This window comes from Streptomyces adustus, assembly GCF_009377175.1.
GTDB classification, from domain to species: domain Bacteria; phylum Actinomycetota; class Actinomycetes; order Streptomycetales; family Streptomycetaceae; genus Streptomyces; species Streptomyces adustus.
On the sequence record NZ_VJZD01000202.1, the window covers coordinates 1 to 18013 of the forward strand.

15 protein-coding genes and 1 pseudogene are annotated in these 18013 nt (G+C 69.1%); 11 read left to right on the plus strand and 5 right to left on the minus strand.

The annotated features are described in order from the left end of the window. From FNH09_RS34535 to FNH09_RS34580, 9 genes are all read left to right on the plus strand, one after another. A partial coding sequence (locus FNH09_RS34535) for a cytochrome P450 (RefSeq protein ID WP_338017779.1) occupies positions 1-1285 on the plus strand: 1285 nt, incomplete at its 5' end. Between the two features lie 182 nt (positions 1286-1467). Beyond that, positions 1468-2943 carry a glycoside hydrolase gene (locus FNH09_RS34540; RefSeq protein WP_152893837.1) on the plus strand — a complete coding sequence of 492 codons (1476 nt, stop codon included), beginning with the start codon at positions 1468-1470 and terminating at the stop codon, positions 2941-2943. 80 nt (positions 2944-3023) lie between these two features. After that, positions 3024-4040 (plus strand): SEC-C domain-containing protein, encoded by a 1017-nt coding sequence (locus FNH09_RS34545; RefSeq protein ID WP_152893838.1) that lies wholly within the window; start codon positions 3024-3026, stop codon positions 4038-4040. A gap of 191 nt (positions 4041-4231) precedes the next feature. Further along, on the plus strand, positions 4232-7396 hold the full coding sequence (locus tag FNH09_RS34550; RefSeq protein ID WP_162469540.1) for a DEAD/DEAH box helicase: 3165 nt from the start codon (positions 4232-4234) through the stop codon (positions 7394-7396). A 714-nt stretch (positions 7397-8110) separates the two neighbouring features. Then, positions 8111-8956 (plus strand): helix-turn-helix domain-containing protein, encoded by an 846-nt coding sequence (locus FNH09_RS34560; RefSeq protein WP_152893839.1) that lies wholly within the window; start codon positions 8111-8113, stop codon positions 8954-8956. Next, positions 8956-9177: a DUF397 domain-containing protein gene (locus FNH09_RS34565; protein WP_152893840.1), complete on the plus strand. Its 222-nt coding sequence runs from the start codon at positions 8956-8958 to the stop codon at positions 9175-9177. Before FNH09_RS34560 ends, FNH09_RS34565 begins: the two co-directional genes overlap by 1 nt. A gap of 41 nt (positions 9178-9218) precedes the next feature. After that, complete coding sequence (locus FNH09_RS34570; RefSeq protein WP_152893841.1) at positions 9219-9521, plus strand: hypothetical protein; 303 nt, start codon at positions 9219-9221, stop codon at positions 9519-9521. Between the two features lie 168 nt (positions 9522-9689). Then, the gene (locus tag FNH09_RS34575) at positions 9690-10139 is read left to right on the plus strand and encodes a DUF2269 family protein (protein WP_162469541.1); all 450 of its coding nucleotides are present in this window, start codon (positions 9690-9692) and stop codon (positions 10137-10139) included. A gap of 111 nt (positions 10140-10250) precedes the next feature. Continuing rightward, on the plus strand, positions 10251-10760 hold the full coding sequence (locus FNH09_RS34580; RefSeq protein ID WP_152893843.1) for a levansucrase: 510 nt from the start codon (positions 10251-10253) through the stop codon (positions 10758-10760). Positions 10761-10848: 88 nt separating this feature from the next. Here the strand turns inward: FNH09_RS34580 and FNH09_RS34585 are convergent, their stop codons facing one another. Continuing rightward, the gene (locus FNH09_RS34585; RefSeq protein ID WP_152893844.1) at positions 10849-12174 is read right to left on the minus strand and encodes a DUF445 domain-containing protein; all 1326 of its coding nucleotides are present in this window, start codon (positions 12172-12174) and stop codon (positions 10849-10851) included. A gap of 194 nt (positions 12175-12368) precedes the next feature. On the opposite strand from FNH09_RS34585, the gene FNH09_RS34590 reads away from it, so the two are divergent. Next, positions 12369-13700 carry an SGNH/GDSL hydrolase family protein gene (locus FNH09_RS34590; protein ID WP_152893845.1) on the plus strand — a complete coding sequence of 444 codons (1332 nt, stop codon included), beginning with the start codon at positions 12369-12371 and terminating at the stop codon, positions 13698-13700. Between the two features lie 13 nt (positions 13701-13713). On the opposite strand, the gene FNH09_RS34595 is transcribed toward FNH09_RS34590, so the two are convergent. From FNH09_RS34595 to FNH09_RS34610, 4 genes are read right to left on the minus strand one after another with little or no spacing between them, the layout of a single operon-like run. Beyond that, positions 13714-14556: a DUF1707 SHOCT-like domain-containing protein gene (locus FNH09_RS34595; protein ID WP_152893846.1), complete on the minus strand. Its 843-nt coding sequence runs from the start codon at positions 14554-14556 to the stop codon at positions 13714-13716. Positions 14557-14589: 33 nt separating this feature from the next. After that, positions 14590-15666 carry an ABC transporter ATP-binding protein gene (locus FNH09_RS34600; protein ID WP_238427290.1) on the minus strand — a complete coding sequence of 359 codons (1077 nt, stop codon included), beginning with the start codon at positions 15664-15666 and terminating at the stop codon, positions 14590-14592. A 26-nt stretch (positions 15667-15692) separates the two neighbouring features. Beyond that, the gene (locus FNH09_RS34605; protein WP_152893848.1) at positions 15693-16457 is read right to left on the minus strand and encodes an ABC transporter permease; all 765 of its coding nucleotides are present in this window, start codon (positions 16455-16457) and stop codon (positions 15693-15695) included. 49 nt (positions 16458-16506) lie between these two features. Beyond that, positions 16507-17307: an ABC-2 family transporter protein gene (locus FNH09_RS34610; protein ID WP_162469542.1), complete on the minus strand. Its 801-nt coding sequence runs from the start codon at positions 17305-17307 to the stop codon at positions 16507-16509. Between the two features lie 202 nt (positions 17308-17509). On the opposite strand from FNH09_RS34610, the pseudogene FNH09_RS34615 reads away from it, so the two are divergent. Continuing rightward, positions 17510-18013, plus strand: a pseudogene (locus tag FNH09_RS34615) (hypothetical protein); the annotation flags it as partial.

An 18013-nucleotide genomic window follows, 5' to 3' on the forward strand; every position in this document is an offset into this window, starting at 1 on the left:
CCCCGAACCCCAGGACGCACGGGAGTGGTGTGCCATGCCCTTCGACCCCGACTCCGAGCCCGCCACCGCTTCGGGCGCCGCCGCACCTCCCCCGCCCGTGCGGTTCTGGCCCGTCGACGACCTGCCCGCCCTCGACCCCGACCCCTTCCTGGACGAGCTCCTGCGCGACGAGCCGGTCACCCGGATCAGGCTGCCGCACGGCGAGGGACACGCCTGGCTGGTCACCCGCTACGAGGACGTCCGGTTCGTCGTCTCCGACCCGCGCTTCTCCCGCGCGGAGCTCGTCGGCCGTTCGGTGACCACCATGCGGCCCACACCGGTGGCGTCCCAGACGGCCGGACTCCAGTACATCGACGCCCCCCGGCACACCGAGCTGCGCCGGGTCGTCGCCCGCGCGTTCACCGGCCGGAGCATGATGCGGCTGCGCCCGATGGCCGAGCGCACGGCCGCCGGACTGCTCGACGCGATGGAGGCGGCGGGTCCCCCGGCCGACCTCATGCAGCAGCTGCACGGCCCGTTCCCGATCGCCGTGATCCGCGACTTCCTCGGGGTGGACGAGAGCGACTGGCACAGCTGGGCGCAGACCGGCGAGGCCCTGCTGTCCGCGGGAGCGGACTCCGAGGAGCGCGCGGCGGCGGCCCGGGCGGCGACCCGGGCCCGTGTCGTCGACCTGCTCGAACGACGGCGGGAGGACCCCCGGGACGACCTGGCCGGCGTCCTCGCGGAGGCCACCGGCACGGGTGAGATCACGGGCGACGAGGCGGTGTCCCTCGCCATGGCCATCCAGGTCAGCGGGGGTCACGCCGTACGCAACAACAGCGGCTCCATGATGTACGCGCTGCTCACGCACCCGGAGCACCTCCAGCGGCTGCGCCGCGAGCCCGAGCTGCTCCCGAAGGCGGTCGACGAGCTCTTCCGCTACGTACCCCACCGCAACGGCGTCGGCATCCCCCGCATCGCCACCGAGGACGTCACGGTCGGCGGTCATCTGGTCCGCGCGGGCGAGGTGGTCTACAACGCCTATGTCGCCGCCAACCGCGATCCCGACGTCTTCCCCGACCCCGACGCCCTCGACTTCGACCGCACCGGTGCCGGTCACATCGCCTTCGGGCACGGCCCGCACCACTGCCTGGCCGCGATCATGGCCCGTATGGAGGCCGAGGTGATCATCGGCTCGGTGCTGGACCGGTTCCCCGGCATCCGGCTCGCCGTACCGGCGCGGGAGGTGGAGTTCCAGCTCCAGGGGCTCATCCGCGGACCCCGGACGCTCCCCGTCACCTGGTGAACCCCGCCGCCCCTCCCCCGGGAGGCCTGCCGCACGGACCGGGGCTTCCTCCATAGGTTTGAGAAAGGGCTGTCAGAACGCTCGACAACCCACGCGTCACACCCGATGCTTCCTGTTGCCATGAACGGGACAGGCACCAACACCGGTTCGACGACCGGTAGTTGAGGGAATCGGAGACGCGAATGATCCGACGCAGAACCCTGCTGGCCGCGGCGGGAGCCGGAGTCCTCGGCAGCACCCTGGCGACGGGCACCGCCCGCGCCGACGCCACGATCGCCGTGAACCCCTCGGTGGGTTACGGAACTTGGGAGGGCTGGGGCACCTCGCTCGCCTGGTGGGCCAATGTCTTCGGCGCCCGGGACGACTTCGCCGACGTCTTCTTCACCACCAAGTCGGTGACGTACAACGGCACGGCCCTGCCCGGCCTCGGCCTGAACATCGCCCGCTACAACCTGGGCGCGTGCAGCTGGAACAGCGTCGGCGGCGAGAGCATGACGGCCTCCGCCAACATCCCCGCCTTCAAGCAGATCGAGGGCTACTGGCAGGACTGGAACAACGAGGACCCGACGTCCACGGCCTGGAAGTGGACGGCGGACGCGACCCAGCGGGCGATGCTGGTGAAGGCCACCGCCCGGGGCGCGACGACCGAGCTGTTCGCCAACTCCCCGATGTGGTGGATGTGTCTGAACCACAACCCGTCGGGCGCGGCCGACGGCGGCAACAACCTCCAGTCCTGGAACTACCGCCAGCACGCCTCCCACCTGGCCGCGGTGGCGCTGTACGCGAAGTCGAACTGGGGGGTGAACTTCGCGACGATCGACCCCTTCAACGAGCCCAGCTCCAGCTGGTGGACGGCGACCGGCACCCAGGAGGGATGCCACATGGACGCCACCGTGCAGGCGGCCGTACTGCCCTACCTGCGCAGCGAGTTGGACAAGCGCGGCCTGACAGGGACGAAGATCTCGGCCTCCGACGAGACGAGCTACGACCTGGCCCGCACCACCTGGAACTCCTTCAGCTCGACGACGAAGGGGTATGTGAACCGGGTCAACGTCCACGGTTACCAGGGCTCGGGCGGCCGCCGCGACCTCCTCTACACCGACGTGGTGACGACAGCGGGCAAGGCCCTGTGGAACTCGGAGACCGGCGACAACGACGGCACCGGCCTGACCCTGGCGAGCAACCTGCTCTACGACTTCCGCTGGCTGCACCCGACCGCCTGGGTCTACTGGCAGGTCATGGACCCGTCCACGAACTGGGCGATGATCGCGTACGACGCGAACACCCTGGCGGCCGGCGCGGTGACGACCAAGTACTACGTGATGGCCCAGTTCAGCCGGCACATCCGCCCCGGCATGAAGATCATCGACACGGGCGTGAGCTACGCGGCCGCCGCCTACGACGCGAGCGCGAAACGCCTGGTGATCGTCGCCGCGAACACCGCGACCTCGGCCCAGACCCTGACCTTCGACCTGTCCCGCTTCACCACGGTGACCGGCGGTTCGGGCGGCCTGGTCCCGCGCTGGAACACGCTCACCACCGGCGGCGGCGACCTCTACACCGCCCACTCGGACACATATCTGAGCGGCAGGTCGGTGAGCGTTCCCTTCGCGGCGAAGTCGGTGCAGACGCTCCAGATCGACGGCGTCACGGCGTAGTACCCGAAGCCCTTCCGGGCCCGGCGCCCTGGCCAGCAGATATCTCACCTTCCGCCGGGCCCGGCAGTACGGTGTCCACCATGCGCCCCGACACGCCTGCCGAGAACGTCGACCACACTGCCGAAGCGGCACGCCTGGAGCGGACCGCCGGCCTGTATCCCGAGGACGCGGAGGCCCTGCTGTTGCAGGCCGCGGCCCATCTGGAACTGGCCGGCGACCGCCCCGCCGCGTCCACCCTCTACGACCGACTGCTGAGCACGTCCGACCCGCTGGACAGCCCCCACCTGGTCCGCGCCCTGAAGGCCGCGAACCTCTGGGAGTACGGCCACGAGGCGGAGGCGCGGGCGATCATCGACGGCATCCGCACGGCCGCTCCGCGCGACCCGGCCCCCTGGGTGATCGTGGCGGAGTCGCTGGAGTCCCACGACGAGTTGGAGGCGGCGCAGGAGACGTTCACGGAGGGCGTACGGCTCCTCCTCACCGACGCGTCGGAACCCCCGTACGCCACCCACCCGCTGCTTTTCGGCCGCCACCGGGTACGCCGCATGCTGGGCGTGGCGCACGACGACTGGGACGCCCTGGCGGACTCCCTGCACTCGTCCCCGATCTCCCTGGACGAACTCCACGACCCCAAGCGCGTCTGGTCGCTGGGCTCCGACAACCCCGAGGAGCTGGCGGCGGAGATCTCCCGCCTGCGCGCCGAACTCGGCACCTACCGCGAGGCCCTCTCCCGCCCCTTCCCGGTCGCGGTCCTGCACTGGCCGACCCAGGAACTGACCGAACTCCTCGCCGCCTACCCGCCGCTGGCCGCGGAGTACCCCTCCCACGAGGAACACCTCGCGACGATAGAGGCGTCCCTGCGCGAGCTGTCCGCGTCCGGCACCCCGAACCTCGGCATCGTCACCGGCACGGTCCCGTCCTACGAGGCCTTCGCCGCCTCGGAAGCCACCACCCCGTCCGACACCGCCCTCCTCCCCCAGTACGCCACGACCCTGGCAGCCCGAGGCCGAGCCATCGTCTGGCCGCCGCAGCGGGGGGAATCCTGCTGGTGCGGGTCGGGGCGGGGGTATGAGGGGTGTCACGGGGTGACCAATTAGGGTGCGCCGCCCTGCCGCCGGACAGGTAATCCGCAGTGACCTGCCCTGACTGCCCTCCGCTCTGATCTTCATGCGCTTTCGACTGGCTAGGGCGCCCACGCCACATGGGGCGCCCTCCATGCCGATCAGGGCCTACGCCCCGAGGCAGTACGCACAGCCGCAGCCTGCTACAACAGAGCGGTCAGGTGCGAATGATTGGGGAGATCATCGTGGGCCAGCCGGGGGATCTGTCGCAGCCTGTTGCGGGTGTGTACGAAGAACTCATCACCCAGCGCATGCAGGCGCAGATGGATCAGCTCGGCACGGTTGGCTGGAAAGCCATCGACGACGCTGTCACCGATGAGTCATCGCCCCACGTGCTCGCCCGGCATATCAGTCGGGCTTTGGAGCAACGACTCAGTCAGCTGCCACCCGACCAACGCGTCGCCGTGGCCAACCAGGTCATCGAAGCACTCGCAGCCAACCCCTCCGGCCCCGACACCAGCGAGACTGCAGACCTCATTGCCGACGGACCTCGCCAGCTCCTGGCGCTGGCCGAGCAGGAGGCCCCTGGCGTCTACGCGGTCCGCCCTCTCACGCCGCTCTCCGAGACCGCACTCATCACCAACTCTCCCGAGGATCCGAGCCTCGGCAGCGAGCTACGCGCTGAGCTGGCCACGGCCGACCACATTGACCTGCTCTGCGCGTTCGTTAAGTGGTACGGCCTGCGCGTACTCGAAGATTCGCTTCGCGCCGCGAAGGAACGTGGCGTGGAGATCCGTGTCATCACGACCACCTACATCGGTGCCACTGATCGTCACGCCCTTGATCGTCTCGTCCGCGACTTCGGCGCCAAGGTGAAGGTCAACTACGAGACCCGTTCGACGCGACTCCATGCGAAGGCTTGGCTGTTCCGACGCGACAGCGGCTTCGACACGGCATACGTCGGGAGCTCCAACCTCTCGAAGGCCGCCCTGCTCGACGGCTTGGAGTGGAACGTACGGCTGTCCTCGGTGGCCACTCCGGCAGTGCTCAACAAGTTCGAGGCCACCTTCGACGCCTACTGGAACGACAGCGCCTTCGAGCTGTACGACCCAGATAGAGACGGCGCGCGACTCGACCAGGCTCTAGCCCAAGCGAGCGGGTCAGGCCTCATGACCGACCTCAAGATCAATCTGTCAGGTCTACAGGTCCGCCCCTTTCCGCATCAGCAGGACATGCTCGAACGCCTCCACATCGAGCGTGAGATCCGCGGCCGGAACCGAAACCTCCTCGTTGCAGCGACCGGGACCGGCAAAACGGTCATGGCGGCTCTGGACTACCGAAACCTGAGCAAAGCGCTAGGCAAGGAAAACCCGAGGTTGCTGTTCGTAGCACACCGCAAGGAGATCCTCAGGCAGTCCTTGCGCACGTACCGCGAAGTCCTCGACGACGCTTCTTTTGGCGAACTCCTCCATGGCGGCGAAGAGGCGCGTGAGTGGAACCATGTGTTCGCGAGCGTCCAATCACTGAACGTCCGACGTCTCGAACAACTCGCCTCAGATCATTTCGACATCATCGTCATCGATGAGTTCCACCACGCCACGGCGGCCACCTATCGCCGAGTGATCGACTACTTCAAGCCCCAGCAGCTCCTGGGACTGACCGCCACGCCCGAGCGGATGGACGGGCTGAATGTGCAGGACGAGTTCTTCGACGGCCGCATCGCAGCCGAGATGCGACTCTGGGAAGCCCTGGAGAACGACCTCCTCTGCCCCTTCCACTACTTCGGCATCCCCGATGGGACCGATCTGACCAACCTCGGGTGGCAAAAGGGCGCGTACGCGGACCGCGACCTCGACAACCTCTACACCGGCAACCACGCTCGCGCCCGAATCGTCGTCAAGCAGATCCGCGACAAGGTCTCCAACCCGGGAGCCATGCGCGCCCTCGGCTTCTGCGTGAGCAAAGCCCACGCGCACTTCATGGCCGACTTCTTCCGCGAGGCCGGCTTCCAGGCCGTGGCACTGGACAGTGATTCACCCGCCGGAATCCGGACACAGGCCCTGGCCGACCTCCGGGAACGCAAGCTTCAGGTGATCTTCTCCGTTGACCTGTTCAACGAAGGGCTCGACATTCCTGATGTCGATACTCTGCTGCTCTTGCGCCCCACAAACAGCGCCACCATCTTCCTCCAGCAGTTGGGGCGAGGCCTGCGTCGAACGGAGACGAAGCCGGTCCTCACCGTGCTCGACTTCATCGGTCAGCATCGAGCAGAGTTTCGCTTCGAGGAGCAGTTCCGCGCCTTGACGAACCTCACGCGCAACCGGCTAGTCGACCACATCGAACACGACTTCCCGCAGCTTCCGTCAGGCTGCCAGATCCTCCTAGAGGGCAAGTCCAAGGAACTGGTCCTCGGCAATATCCGAGCTCAGTTGAACGCGAACATCAAGACGCTGGCGAAAGAGGTCAAGGACTACAGCACTCCTCGCCTCGCTGATTACCTGCGAGAGAGTCGCCGGGAGGTCAAGGAGCTCTACAAGAGCGAGAATTCCTGGACGACGGTCCTCCGCAGGGCAGGATTTGTCGAGGAGCCCCCTTCGCAGGAAGAAACGGCCCTCCTCAAGCGCGCCCACGCCTTCCTCCACGTAGACGACCCCGAGCGAGCTCAGGCTTACCTTCGACTCCTTGCCGACGACGCCCCTACGTATGAGGCGCTGCCGCCGATCGACCAGGCTTACGCACGCATGCTGTTCTTCAACCTGTGGGACAACGCAGGTGGGTTCACTAGCTTCCAAGAGGGTCTCGATTCGCTGCGCTCCCAGCCAGTGTTCCGTGACGAGTTGCAGCAACTGCTGTCGTACGTCATCGAGCAGTCCGATCACTTCCCGATCCCTCTATCGGGCCCTCATCGTCACATCCCGTTGAAAATCCACAGCTCGTACAACCGCTCCGAGATACTGGCTGCGCTCGGCGTTGCTCGCTTCGGCGGTCAGATGCCCAGGTCCTTTGCGCAGGGGGTGCAGTGGGTGGAGGATATCCAGACTGATGCCCTACTCGTCACCTTGGAGAAGAACGAGAAGGACTTCTCTCCCACGGTCCGCTACAAGGACTTCGCTCTGAGTCGCACGCTCTTCCAATGGGATTCTCAGAACGCAATCGCCGAAAACTCACCTACGGGTCTGCGCTACCAGCACCACAAAGAACGAGGCAGTCACGTCCTGCTGTTCATGCGCCGCTACAAGAACACCGACATCGGCAAGTCGCACCCGTGGATGCTCCTCGGCCCAGCGATGTACGAGAAGCACACCGGGAGCAAGCCGATGGCAATCACATGGCGCCTGGAACACGACCTTCCCGCTGACGTGTGGACCTATTCCGCCATCGCGGCAGGTTAGTCAACGACCATCACCAAGGCATGAAGGCTATGCCGACGGATCGGGCCAGGCCCCGCTGCCACGGGCACGGGGCCTAAGCCTTTGAGATCTCCGCCTCGAAGTGGGTCTGTGCGCGATCGAGAGCCGCGTCAGTGTCATGCCCGTGCGCTCTGAACCAGTGAAGTACGTCGGCGATGAGGCCAATTGCCCGCTCCTCCACCACGCCCGGGGCGCCGGATCCCACCAATCGCAGTCGAGCTTCCGCCCGCCCGCAGGCACTCAGCAGAGCCTCGACTCGGTTGACGCGAGCCCCTCCGGAGTGACCGCCCACTGAAGGCAGCTCAGTAGCCAGCTCACACCAAGTGACCTTCCGTTCAGCCTGGAGCAGCACACCCCAGCGGTCGGTCACCGCACCGACCAGAGCCATCCCCCTGCCAGCCTCCGCATCCGGCGCCGCAACGCCGCCACTTCCTCTGGCTCTGCCGTGAAGGGAAGGCTCCAGGGCCTCCTCGATACGCCTGCGATGCAATCCATCCCTCAACTCCTCTACGTTGACTTCGCTAGCTATGCGTAGCTGGTCACATACAGAGGGTTGCATTGAAACTCTCAAAATGGAACTCTCATCTTGCTCCCGATGGTGGTGCGATGCCCGGCAAGCGCCCCCGGCGCGCACCACCTTGCTGTCACTTGGGACAACTAGGACGATCTACTGGATCGACACGAAAGGCTGTAGGGATGGCGGTTGGACCCACAACGCGAAGGCGTCAATTAGGTGCCGACCTACGGCGGCTCCGCGACCGCAAGGGGTTGACCCTCGAAGAGGCTGGGGCGCGCGTTGGCATCTCGAAGGCCACCCTCAGCCGCTACGAGACCAAGGAGGTGACAGTCAAGTGGCCGGCTGTGGAGGCTCTTTGCCGCGAGTACGGTGCCTCCGATGAGGAGCGTCTCGCCCTTGTAGAGCTTGCAAAGGGCGCCAAGATCCAGGGCTGGTGGCGATCACTCGCCGACCCCATTCCGGATTCGATGAACCTCATGCTCACGCTTGAGGATGAGGTCGTACGCGAAGACCACTACGCGTGCATGTACATCCCAGGCCTTCTCCAGACCCGCGCCTACGCCGAGGCCGTTCATCGAGCATCCGAGGTCCAGTGCCCGGAGCGGGAAGTGCAGCACATGGTCGACATCCGCATGAAGCGGCAAGAGCTGCTTGAGCGAGCTGAGCCACCGCACATCTGGTGCGTGATCGACGAAGCTGCGCTCCGACGCCGGGTTGGCGGCCGCGATGTCATGCAGCACCAGCTCCAACACCTCCTCTCCAGCGCGCAACAGCCTCACATCACAGTCCAGGTGCTCCCGTTCTCAACAGGTGCACACGCGGCAGCCGTTGGAAGCTTCGCCGTGCTGCGGGGTCCAGTTCCAGAGCTGGACGTCGTATACGTAGACCTGCTCGGCGGTGGGCTGTTCATGGAGAAGCGTCCTGAACTAGAGCGCTATAGGTTGGCGTTCGAGTACCTCAGCGCGCAGGCGCTCGATCTCGAGTCCTCGGCTGAGCTCGTCGACCGCATAGTCAGGGAGCCTTGATGGCAACGCCTCCAGCTCAGCACTGGTTCAAGTCCTCCTACAGCGGAGGTAGCGGGACCGAATGCGTCGAGTGCGCGCATACGAGGGATGGAGCCCTCGTGCGCGACTCGAAGAACAGCAGAGGCCCCGTGGTCGCCATACGGAGGAAGGCATGGCAGGCGTTTACACAGGCCTTGCGGGACGAGGCCTCCGGCGCGGTAGGGGCAAGTCCGTCGCGCTGAACCCGGGCGTTAGCCTCATGGGGACAAATGAGGAGGTAATCATGGCGAAGGTTCCCAGTGCGGTGGTGGCTGCGGGTGGGCTCCTCGGTGGGTACGGGGTTGCCCGGTGGACGAAGAAGCGGCAGCTCGGTGGGGCCGTGCTGGCCGTGGCCGGGGTCGCGGCCGCCCGGCAGTGGCGGGAGCAGGCCGGCGGGGCGGCCGCGGGTGCGCTGACCGCCGCGTACGTCGCCGCGTTCGCCGGGTCCCACCCGCTGGCCAAGAAGGTGGGCGCCTGGCCCGCCGTGTTCGGGGTGGCGGGGGCCGTCGCCCTGGCGTCCTGGGCCGTCGCCGACCGGCAGGCGTGAAGCGGCACGGCGGCGCCCAGCGGGTACCGGCCGTCGCCGACCGGCAGGCGTGAGGTCACCAACACGATCACAATCCCGGTGCCGGCCCGACGGGCGGTGGCAAGAATCCGTTGATCTCTGGCACTCCTGCCACTTCTGTGCCGGCGGGCCGCCGCCTACCGTCGGGGCGTGAACAAGTTCCTTCTCGCCGTCCATGTCCTTGCCGCGATCGTCGCGATCGGGCCCGTCACCGTCGCCGCCAGCATGTTCCCGCCCGCCGCGCGCCTGGCGCTGGCCGCGCCGGACGATGCGCGGGCGGTGGAGACCGTACGGCTGCTGCACCGGATATGCCGGGTGTACGCCGTCGTAGGCGTCGTCGTTCCCGTGTTCGGGTTCGCCACGGCGAGCAGCATGGGGGTGCTCGGCGACGGCTGGCTGATCGCCTCCATCGTGCTGACCGTGCTGGCCGCGATCGTGCTGGCCGTGCTGGTGCTGCCCCGGCAGGAGGCGCTCGCCGAGGGCGGCGGGACGCGTGAGGCGACCGTGCGGCTCGCCATGTTCACGGGGGTGTTCAATCTGCTGTGGGCGGCCGTGACGGTACTGATGATCATCCGGCCCGGGTCCACCACGGGGGTCTAGGCCAGGCCTGGCCCCTGTCGCCCGCACCCGCTCCCCCGCCTTCCGGAGCACGCCGGGCGCACTCCCCGGGCCGCTTCCCGTGGCCCGGAGGCGGCGCCTAGGATCCCGCCCATGGACGCGCAGCAGGAACAATCGGCACCGGGTGCCTATCTGGCTTTCGTGGAGAGACAGTTGACCGCGGACGGATGCACGACGCGGTGGGAGGACTGGGCCGGGGTGTCCGTGCTCGTCGGGCGGCGGGCCGAGTTCCGGATGCGCTGGATGGCGACGCGGCTGCATCTGTTCACGGTGGCCGCCGCCGTCCCGGAGATAACCGTGCCGGTCGTCTCGGACTTCACCGACCATGTGATGCGGTACGCCAAGGACACCAAGGGCGGTCTGCCGGTCGGCATGCAGACCGGCATCGGCGCCTTCCCGCTCCTGGTCAGCGACCGGGTCGATCCGGCCGCCGTGCAGTGGGCGGAGGCGCAGCAGCGGGTCAGGTTCGCCTGCATGACGCGGCCCGTCGTGGTCGACAGTTCCCGCCGGTACGTGGGGATGTACCGCGGCAAGCCGGTCCTCGGGCGCGTCTACGCCTCGTACTTCAACGAGAAGGGCGCGCTGTACTTCCACGGCCAGTGAGGACGGCGCAGCCGCACCTCCATGGCCGGTGAGGACGAAGGGACCGGACCTTCACACCCTTCGCCTTCACGTCGGCCCGCCCGGCCGGCTACGCCCCCAGGGCCCGGGACAGTGTGAAGATCGCCAGGCCCGCCAGTGAGCCGACCACCGTGCCGTTGATCCGGATGAACTGGAGGTCGCGGCCGATGTGGGCCTCGATCTTCTTCGTGGTGTGGCGGGGGTCCCAGCTCGCGACGGTGTCCGTGATCAGGGAGGTGATCTCCTTGCGGTACGTCGTCACGACGTGCACCGCCGCGCCCTCCACCCAGCTGTCGACCTTCTCCTGCACCTTCGGCTCGTTCGCCATCCGGGCGCCCAGCGTCAGCAGCGAGGCCCGTACCCGCAGCCGCAGCTCGCTGCGCTCGTCCTCCGCCGCCGACACGATCATGGACCGTACGGCCGTCCAGGCGGACGCGATCAGGTCCTGGACCTCGCCGCGGCCCAGCACCTCGCCCTTGAGGCGTTCGACCCGCGTGCGGGTGTCGGTGTCGGACTGGAGGTCGGAGGCGAAGTCGGTGAGGAAGCGGTCCAGGGCGCCGCGGGCCGGGTGGGAGGGCATGTCGCGCATCTCGGTGATGAAGCGCATCAGCTCCTTGTAGACGCGCTCGCCGACCTTCCGGTCGACGAACCGCGGGGTCCAGCCGGGCGCGCCGCCCTGCACCGCGTCCATCACGGAGTCGCCGTGCAGCACCAGCCAGTCGTGCGCGCGGGCCACCACGAGGTCCACCGCACGGCGGTGAGCGCCGTCGCCGACGATCCGCTCCAGCAGCTTCCCGATGCCGGGCGCGATCTCCTGGGCGTCGGCGCGGCGGGTGATCGCCTCGCTGACCACCGCCTGGACGTCGGAGTCGTGCAGCACGGTCAGCGCGCCGCGCAGGGCGGTGGCCAGTTCGGCCGTCACCCGGTCGGCGTGCTCGGGCTCCGCCAGCCAGGTGCCGAGGCGGCTGCCGATGCCGACGGCGCGCAGTCGCTGTCGTACGACGTCCTCGGAGAGGAAGTTCTCGCCGACGAACTCCCCCAGGGAGACGCCCAACTGGTCCTTCTTGTTGGGGATGATCGCGGTGTGCGGGATGGGCAGGCCGAGGGGATGGCGGAACAGGGCGGTGACCGCGAACCAGTCGGCCAGCGCGCCGACCATGCCGGCCTCTGCGGCCGCGGCGACGTACGCCGTCCAGGGCCCGGCGCCGGAGTGCCGGGCCCAGGTGGCGAGGATGTAGACCAGGGCCACGAGGAGCAGCAGGCCGGTCGCGGTGAGTTTCATCCTGCGCACCCCGCGCCGCTTCTCCTCGTCGGCGGCGCTGAAGGTGGTCATCGTGCGCCGGCTCGCGGCGGGCGCACCTTCTTCGGCTGCTTCGTCCTGTTGTGTGACGTTCATTCACTCCACCCGTTCGCTACCCCTCGGACCTATTGTCCCTTCCTCGCCCCTCAGTGACGGACTCCTGGAACGGAACAAGAGTTCCCGTCGTTTGTGTTCGAGGTGGGGTTCGAGGCCAGTCCGATCCCTCCGTCCATCATGAGCTGATCACAGCGGAGCCCCGGGCTCCCCATGCCCGAGGAGACCCGCGCCGCATGACCAGGCGTCACGGTTGTGCCCTGCTGTCCGCGATCATCGCCCTGGTCGTGGCCCTGTCCGCCGCCATATACGTGAGTGTCGCGGTCGGCGACGGCCACACCGGCGCGAAGAACGGCGGCTCTTCCGGCCGCGCCGACGCCGTGCCCGCCTCCACCGGCGTCTGGGTCGGCGCCTGGTCCGCCTCCCCGTCCGGCGCCGAGCCGGACACGGGGACGGACGGCACGGCGGGCCGCTCGATACGCAACGTCGTGCACGCGAGTGTCTCCGGGACGAGTGCCCGCATCACCCTGTCCAACCTCTACGGCACCCGGGCGCTGACCGTCGCCCACGCCTCGATCGCCGTCGCCGCCGGTCCGGACACCGCCGCCGCGGCCACCGGCACCATGCGCCGGCTCACCTTCGGCGGCGCCGGGTCGGTCGTCGTACCCGCGGGCGGGCAGACGGTCAGCGACGCCGTGCCCCTGCTCGTCCCGCGCGGCGGCGACCTCCTCGTCAGCACCTACTCGCCCGCCTCCTCGGGCCCGGTCACCTTCCACGAGGAGGCCCGCCAGATCAGTTACGCGGCCGACGGCGACCACATCCAGGACGCGACGGGGACGCCGTACGCGGAGCACGACGACCACTGGCGCTATCTGACCGCCCTGGACGTGCTGAGCAACGAGGCCGACGGCACCGTCGTCGCCCTCGGCGACTCGCTGACCGACGGGGTCACCTCCACCGAGAACGCCAACCGCCGCTGGCCGGACGCCCTTTCGGACCGGCTGCGGACGGCCCTCGGCTCGGGCGAGGACGTGCCCCGCTACAGCGTGGTCAACGCGGGCATCAGCGGCAACCGCGTCCTCGCCGACGGAGGACCGGGCCACCCCGCGGGCAACACCAGCGGCCTGAAGCGCTTCGCCCGGGACGTCCTGGCCCGCCCGAACGTCAAGGTCGTCGTCATCGACCTCGGCGTCAACGACATCCTGCGCAGCGAGCGGCGCGCCGACCCCGAGGCGATCCTCGACGGTCTGCGCGAGCTGGTACGGCAGGCGCACGCCCGGGGGATCAGGGTCGTCGGCGCGACGCTGATGCCCTTCCAGGGGCACCCCCGCTACACCGACGTCCGCGAGGAGGTCCGCCAGGAGGTCAACGCCGGGATCCGGGCCGGGAAGGTGTACGACGCGGTCGTCGACTTCGACGAGGCGCTGCGCGACCCGTACAACCCCCGCGCGTTCCGCTCCGACTACGACTCCGGCGACCATCTCCACCCCAGCGACAAGGGCTACCGGGCCATGGCCCGGGCGCTCGACCTGGAGGATCTGAAGGGGTCGGCTCCGGCGCGGCTGTGACCGGGCGGCCCGCTCAGTCCTCGTAACGGCGGCGGTGCCGCTCCTCGCGCCGGGCGTCCCGCCGCTCACGCTGCGCTTCCCGCCGCTCCTCGTGGTGCGCCCGCCGCAGGTCGCGGTGGGAGTCCAGCATCTTGCGGTGCGCGCCCTCCACCTCGTCGCGGAAAGTCGAGTGCAGGTCCCGCAGCGCCGCCTTGCGGTCCAGCTTCTCCTGCCGCCGCTCCTCCTTCAGGCGCAGCCGCTCGGCCCGTGTCACCTTGCGCTCGACACCCACCCCGCCCCAGAAGGCGAAGCCGCTCACGATCACCCTCGGCGCGCCCGGGTCCCCCGGCACGCCCGCCTGGCTGTGGTCGAAGCCGCCCATGACGCCGATGCCGCGCACGACGACCTCGACGCCGGGCGGCACGATGACGTTCAACCCGCCCATGATCGCGACGCAGTTGATCTCCACCTCGCGGTCGGCGAAGTTCGCCTCGCGCAGGTCGATCTCCCCACCGCCCCAGAAGGCGAAGCAGTTGAACCGCTTCGGCATCGTCCAGCGCCCCCTGCGCTGGAATCCGGACATCACGGCGACGGCCCACGGCGACGAACCCTCGCCACCGACGATCCGCCCCGCCCAACTCCCGTCGCCCTCGGGCTCCTTGATCAAGGAGATGGTGGGCGGTGCGACTCCGGCCGACGGCAGGTCGCGGGTGATCGGGGCCAGTTCGCCGTACGTGCGTGCCTTGTACGTCGCCTCCAGCCGCTCCTCGAACTCCTCCATGTCGAGGCGTCCTTCGGCGACGGCGTCCCGCAGGACCTCGGCGACTCGCTCACGATCGGCGTCGGAGGCACGCAGCTCCGGGGCATCGTCGGTCATGCCTGACAGCCTACGAGTTCCCGGCTCCCGGCACTACGCGCCGGCCCGCTCCGACGAGGGGCCGGGGATCCCCGTTTCCGGCTCCTCCCCCACCGCGGGCTCCGGCGTCTCCGTCGACCACAGCATCTTGGCGATCACCGCCTCGATGTCCGGCTCCCGCACCGACAGATCGACCAGCGGATACGACGCCGCGATCCGCGCCACCAGCGGCGCCGCCGACTCGGCCGCGGGGAAGGCCAGCCACTGCCGCGGCCCCTCCACCTTCACCACCCGCGCCCCAACCACCTCGACCGGCGGCACCTCCCGCTCCAGGTCCACCACCAGCGTCCGCTCGCTCTCCCCCACCTCGTGCAGCCCCGCCAGCGCACCGTCGTACACCAGCCGCCCGTGGTCGATGACCATCACCCGCGAGCACAGCTGCTCGATGTCCTGGAGGTCGTGCGTGGTCAGCAGCACCGTCGTACCGCGCTCGGCGTTCAGCTCGCGCAGGAACTCCCGCACCCTGGCCTTGGAGATCACGTCCAGACCGATGGTCGGCTCGTCGAGGTAGAGCACCTCCGGATCGTGCAGCAGGGCCGCCGCGATGTCACCGCGCATCCGCTGCCCCAGGGAGAGTTGCCGTACCGGAACGTCCAACAGCTCGCCGAGTTCGAGGAGTTCCACGCATCGGTCGAGGTTCTCCCGGTAGCGCCCGTCCGGGATGCGGTACATACGGTGTATCAACCGGTACGAGTCGATCAGCGGCAGATCCCACCACAGCGTGGTCCGCTGCCCGAACACCACCCCGATACGCCGTGCCAGCCGCGCGCGCTCACGGGACGGGTCGATGCCCGCGACCCGCAGCCGACCGCCGCTGGGCGTCAGGATGCCGGTCAGCATCTTGATGGTGGTCGACTTCCCGGCGCCGTTCGGCCCGATGTAGCCCACCATCTCCCCGCGCGCGACCGTGAAGGAGATCGAGTCCACCGCCCGCACCTGCCGCGACTCCCGGCGCAGGAAGCCCGTCCTCCTGCGCACGGAGAAGACCTTCTCGACCCGGTCGAGTTCGATGAGAGCGCCGCCCTCACCGACTTCTCCGAGAGCACCGCCCACGCCGTCCGTGCCGCTCATGCCGTCGTCCATGCCCCGGGTCTCTCCTAACTTCCCGTACTCCGATAGGCCCGCAGCCCCGTCCGCCAGGCCGCGCCCGCCAGCGCGCAGCAGGCCACCGCCACCGCAGGACCGGCGAACGCCACCCAGCCGGGCAGCTCCAGCGGCAGCGGCCGCCCCAGCACATAGCTCGCCGGCAGCCAGTTGACGAAGGCCAGCGGCAGCACGAACGTCACCCCGCGCACCAGGTCCTGGGCGAAGACGGTCGGCGGATACTGGAGCAGCGTCGTACCGCCGTACGTGAACGCGTTCTGCACCTCCGAGGCGTCCTGCGCCACGAACTGGAAGGCCGCGCCCGCGACGAACACCGCGCAGAAGATCCCGCAGCCGCTCACCACCATCCACGGCATCAGCAGCACCCTGGCCGGGGTCCAGTCGATGTCGAGCGACGCCAGCGCGTAACCCAGCACCAGCGCCCCCTGCACCACCCGGCCCAGCCGGCGCAGCCCGAACCGGTCGGCGGCCACCTGCGCGAGCACCGGCACCGGCCGTACCAGCAGGGTGTCCAGCGTCCCGTCCCGCACCCGGCTGCCCAGCCGGTCCATCGACCCGATCGCCAGATCGGCCAGCCCGAACGCCATCCCGGACAGGCCGTAGAGGAACGCGACCTCCGGCAGCGACCAGCCGCCGAGCGCGTCCACCCGGGAGAACATCAGCAGGATCGCCACGAAGTCCAGCGCGGTCGCCGCGAAGTTCCCGAACGTCGTCATGACGAAGGACGCCCGGTAGGCCATCGTGGAGCGGATCCACATCCCGGCGATCAGCCGGTACGCCCGCACGCCCTCCGCGAACCGCCCCGGCTCAGCCACCCTGCACCACCACCCGTCGCGTCGCCGCCACCTGCACCAGCCGCCCCGCCGTCAGCAGCACCACCGCCCACCCTGCCTGGAAGGCGTACGTGGACCACGCACCGGCCTCGCCCAGCAGCACGTCGGCCGGCGCCTGGAGCAGCGCCGACCACGGCAACATCCTTACGAAGTCGCCCAGTTCGCCCGGAAACACGTTCAACGGGACGATCATCCCCGAGCAGAAGAACCCCACGATCCACGACATCTGCTGCGCGCCCGTGCCGTCCATCAGCCAGAACGCGCTCAGCGCCACCAGGAAGCGCACCCCGAAGCCGACCACCATCGCCAGCACCACCGCGACCAGGAAGGCCGCCCAGGTCAGCGGGTCCTGGGGCAGCGCGGTCGGGAAGAGCAGCGCGCCGAACACGAAGGGCACCACGCCCCGTCCCACCAGCTGGAACAGGGCCCGGCCCAAGTCGGCCGACAGCCACCACAGTTGGAGATCGGCCGGGCGGTACAGGTCGATCGCGATGTCGCCCGTGCGGATGCGCTCCATCAGCTCCGTCTCGACCCCGCCACCGCCCAGGGCGAGCGTCGAGAGCAAGGCCTGTCCCAGCCACACATAGGTCACCGCCTGCGCCTGGTCGTAGCCGCCCAGGTGCGGTTTCTCGTCCCACAGTGCCAGATATGTGTAGACCAGGATCAGGCCGAAAACAGTGTTCGTGAACACCCCCGCGGCGGTGGCCACCCGGTACGTCGCGTACCGTCGGAATCCCCCCGCCGCGACGGCCCCGTACAACCGTCCCGCGCCCACGTCCACCGCCCTCCAGGTCCGCCCGGCACCGAAGCGCAGGAGCCTACTGCGCGTGTGACCGGGCACACCACGCAATTTCCGGCGGAACGCGTGCCGATTTTCGGGAACGAAACGCTTGGTGCGACAGTCTTTAACTGGGGGCAGAGAAGGCGTACGAGGGCGTACGGGAACGTACGACGCGAAACAGGAGTCCGTGCACGACATGAGCGACGAGCCGCAGCCGCAGCAGCCGACCCAGGGCCCGGCCCGGAGCGCACCTCGGACGGCCGACGAGCCCGGCGGCGACCGCGGCGGCCGGGGCGACGACGTGGGCGGCGAGGGCGGGGGCTCCGGGAACCAGGGGGCCGCCGAGACCGGCGCAGCCGCCGCGACCGGCCGGACCACCCCGGCCGCCGAGCCAGCCCAGCCCGCCAGGACCAGCGAGGCCGCCGAAGCCACCGCGAGTGACGAGGCGGCCACGGGCGACGGCAGGGCCGAGGTCGCCGAGGCGGAGATGACCGCGCGGCTCCCCCGGACGAAGCCCGAGCCGGACGCGACCGCACAGCTCCGCCGGGTGACACCCGAGCCGGACGCGACCGCGCAGCTCCGCCGGGTCACACCCGAGCCCGACGCGACCGCGCAGCTCCGCCGGGTCACGCCCGAGCCCGACGCGACCGCGCAACTGCGTCGGGTGACGCCCGAACCGGACGCGACCGCCGCCCGGACC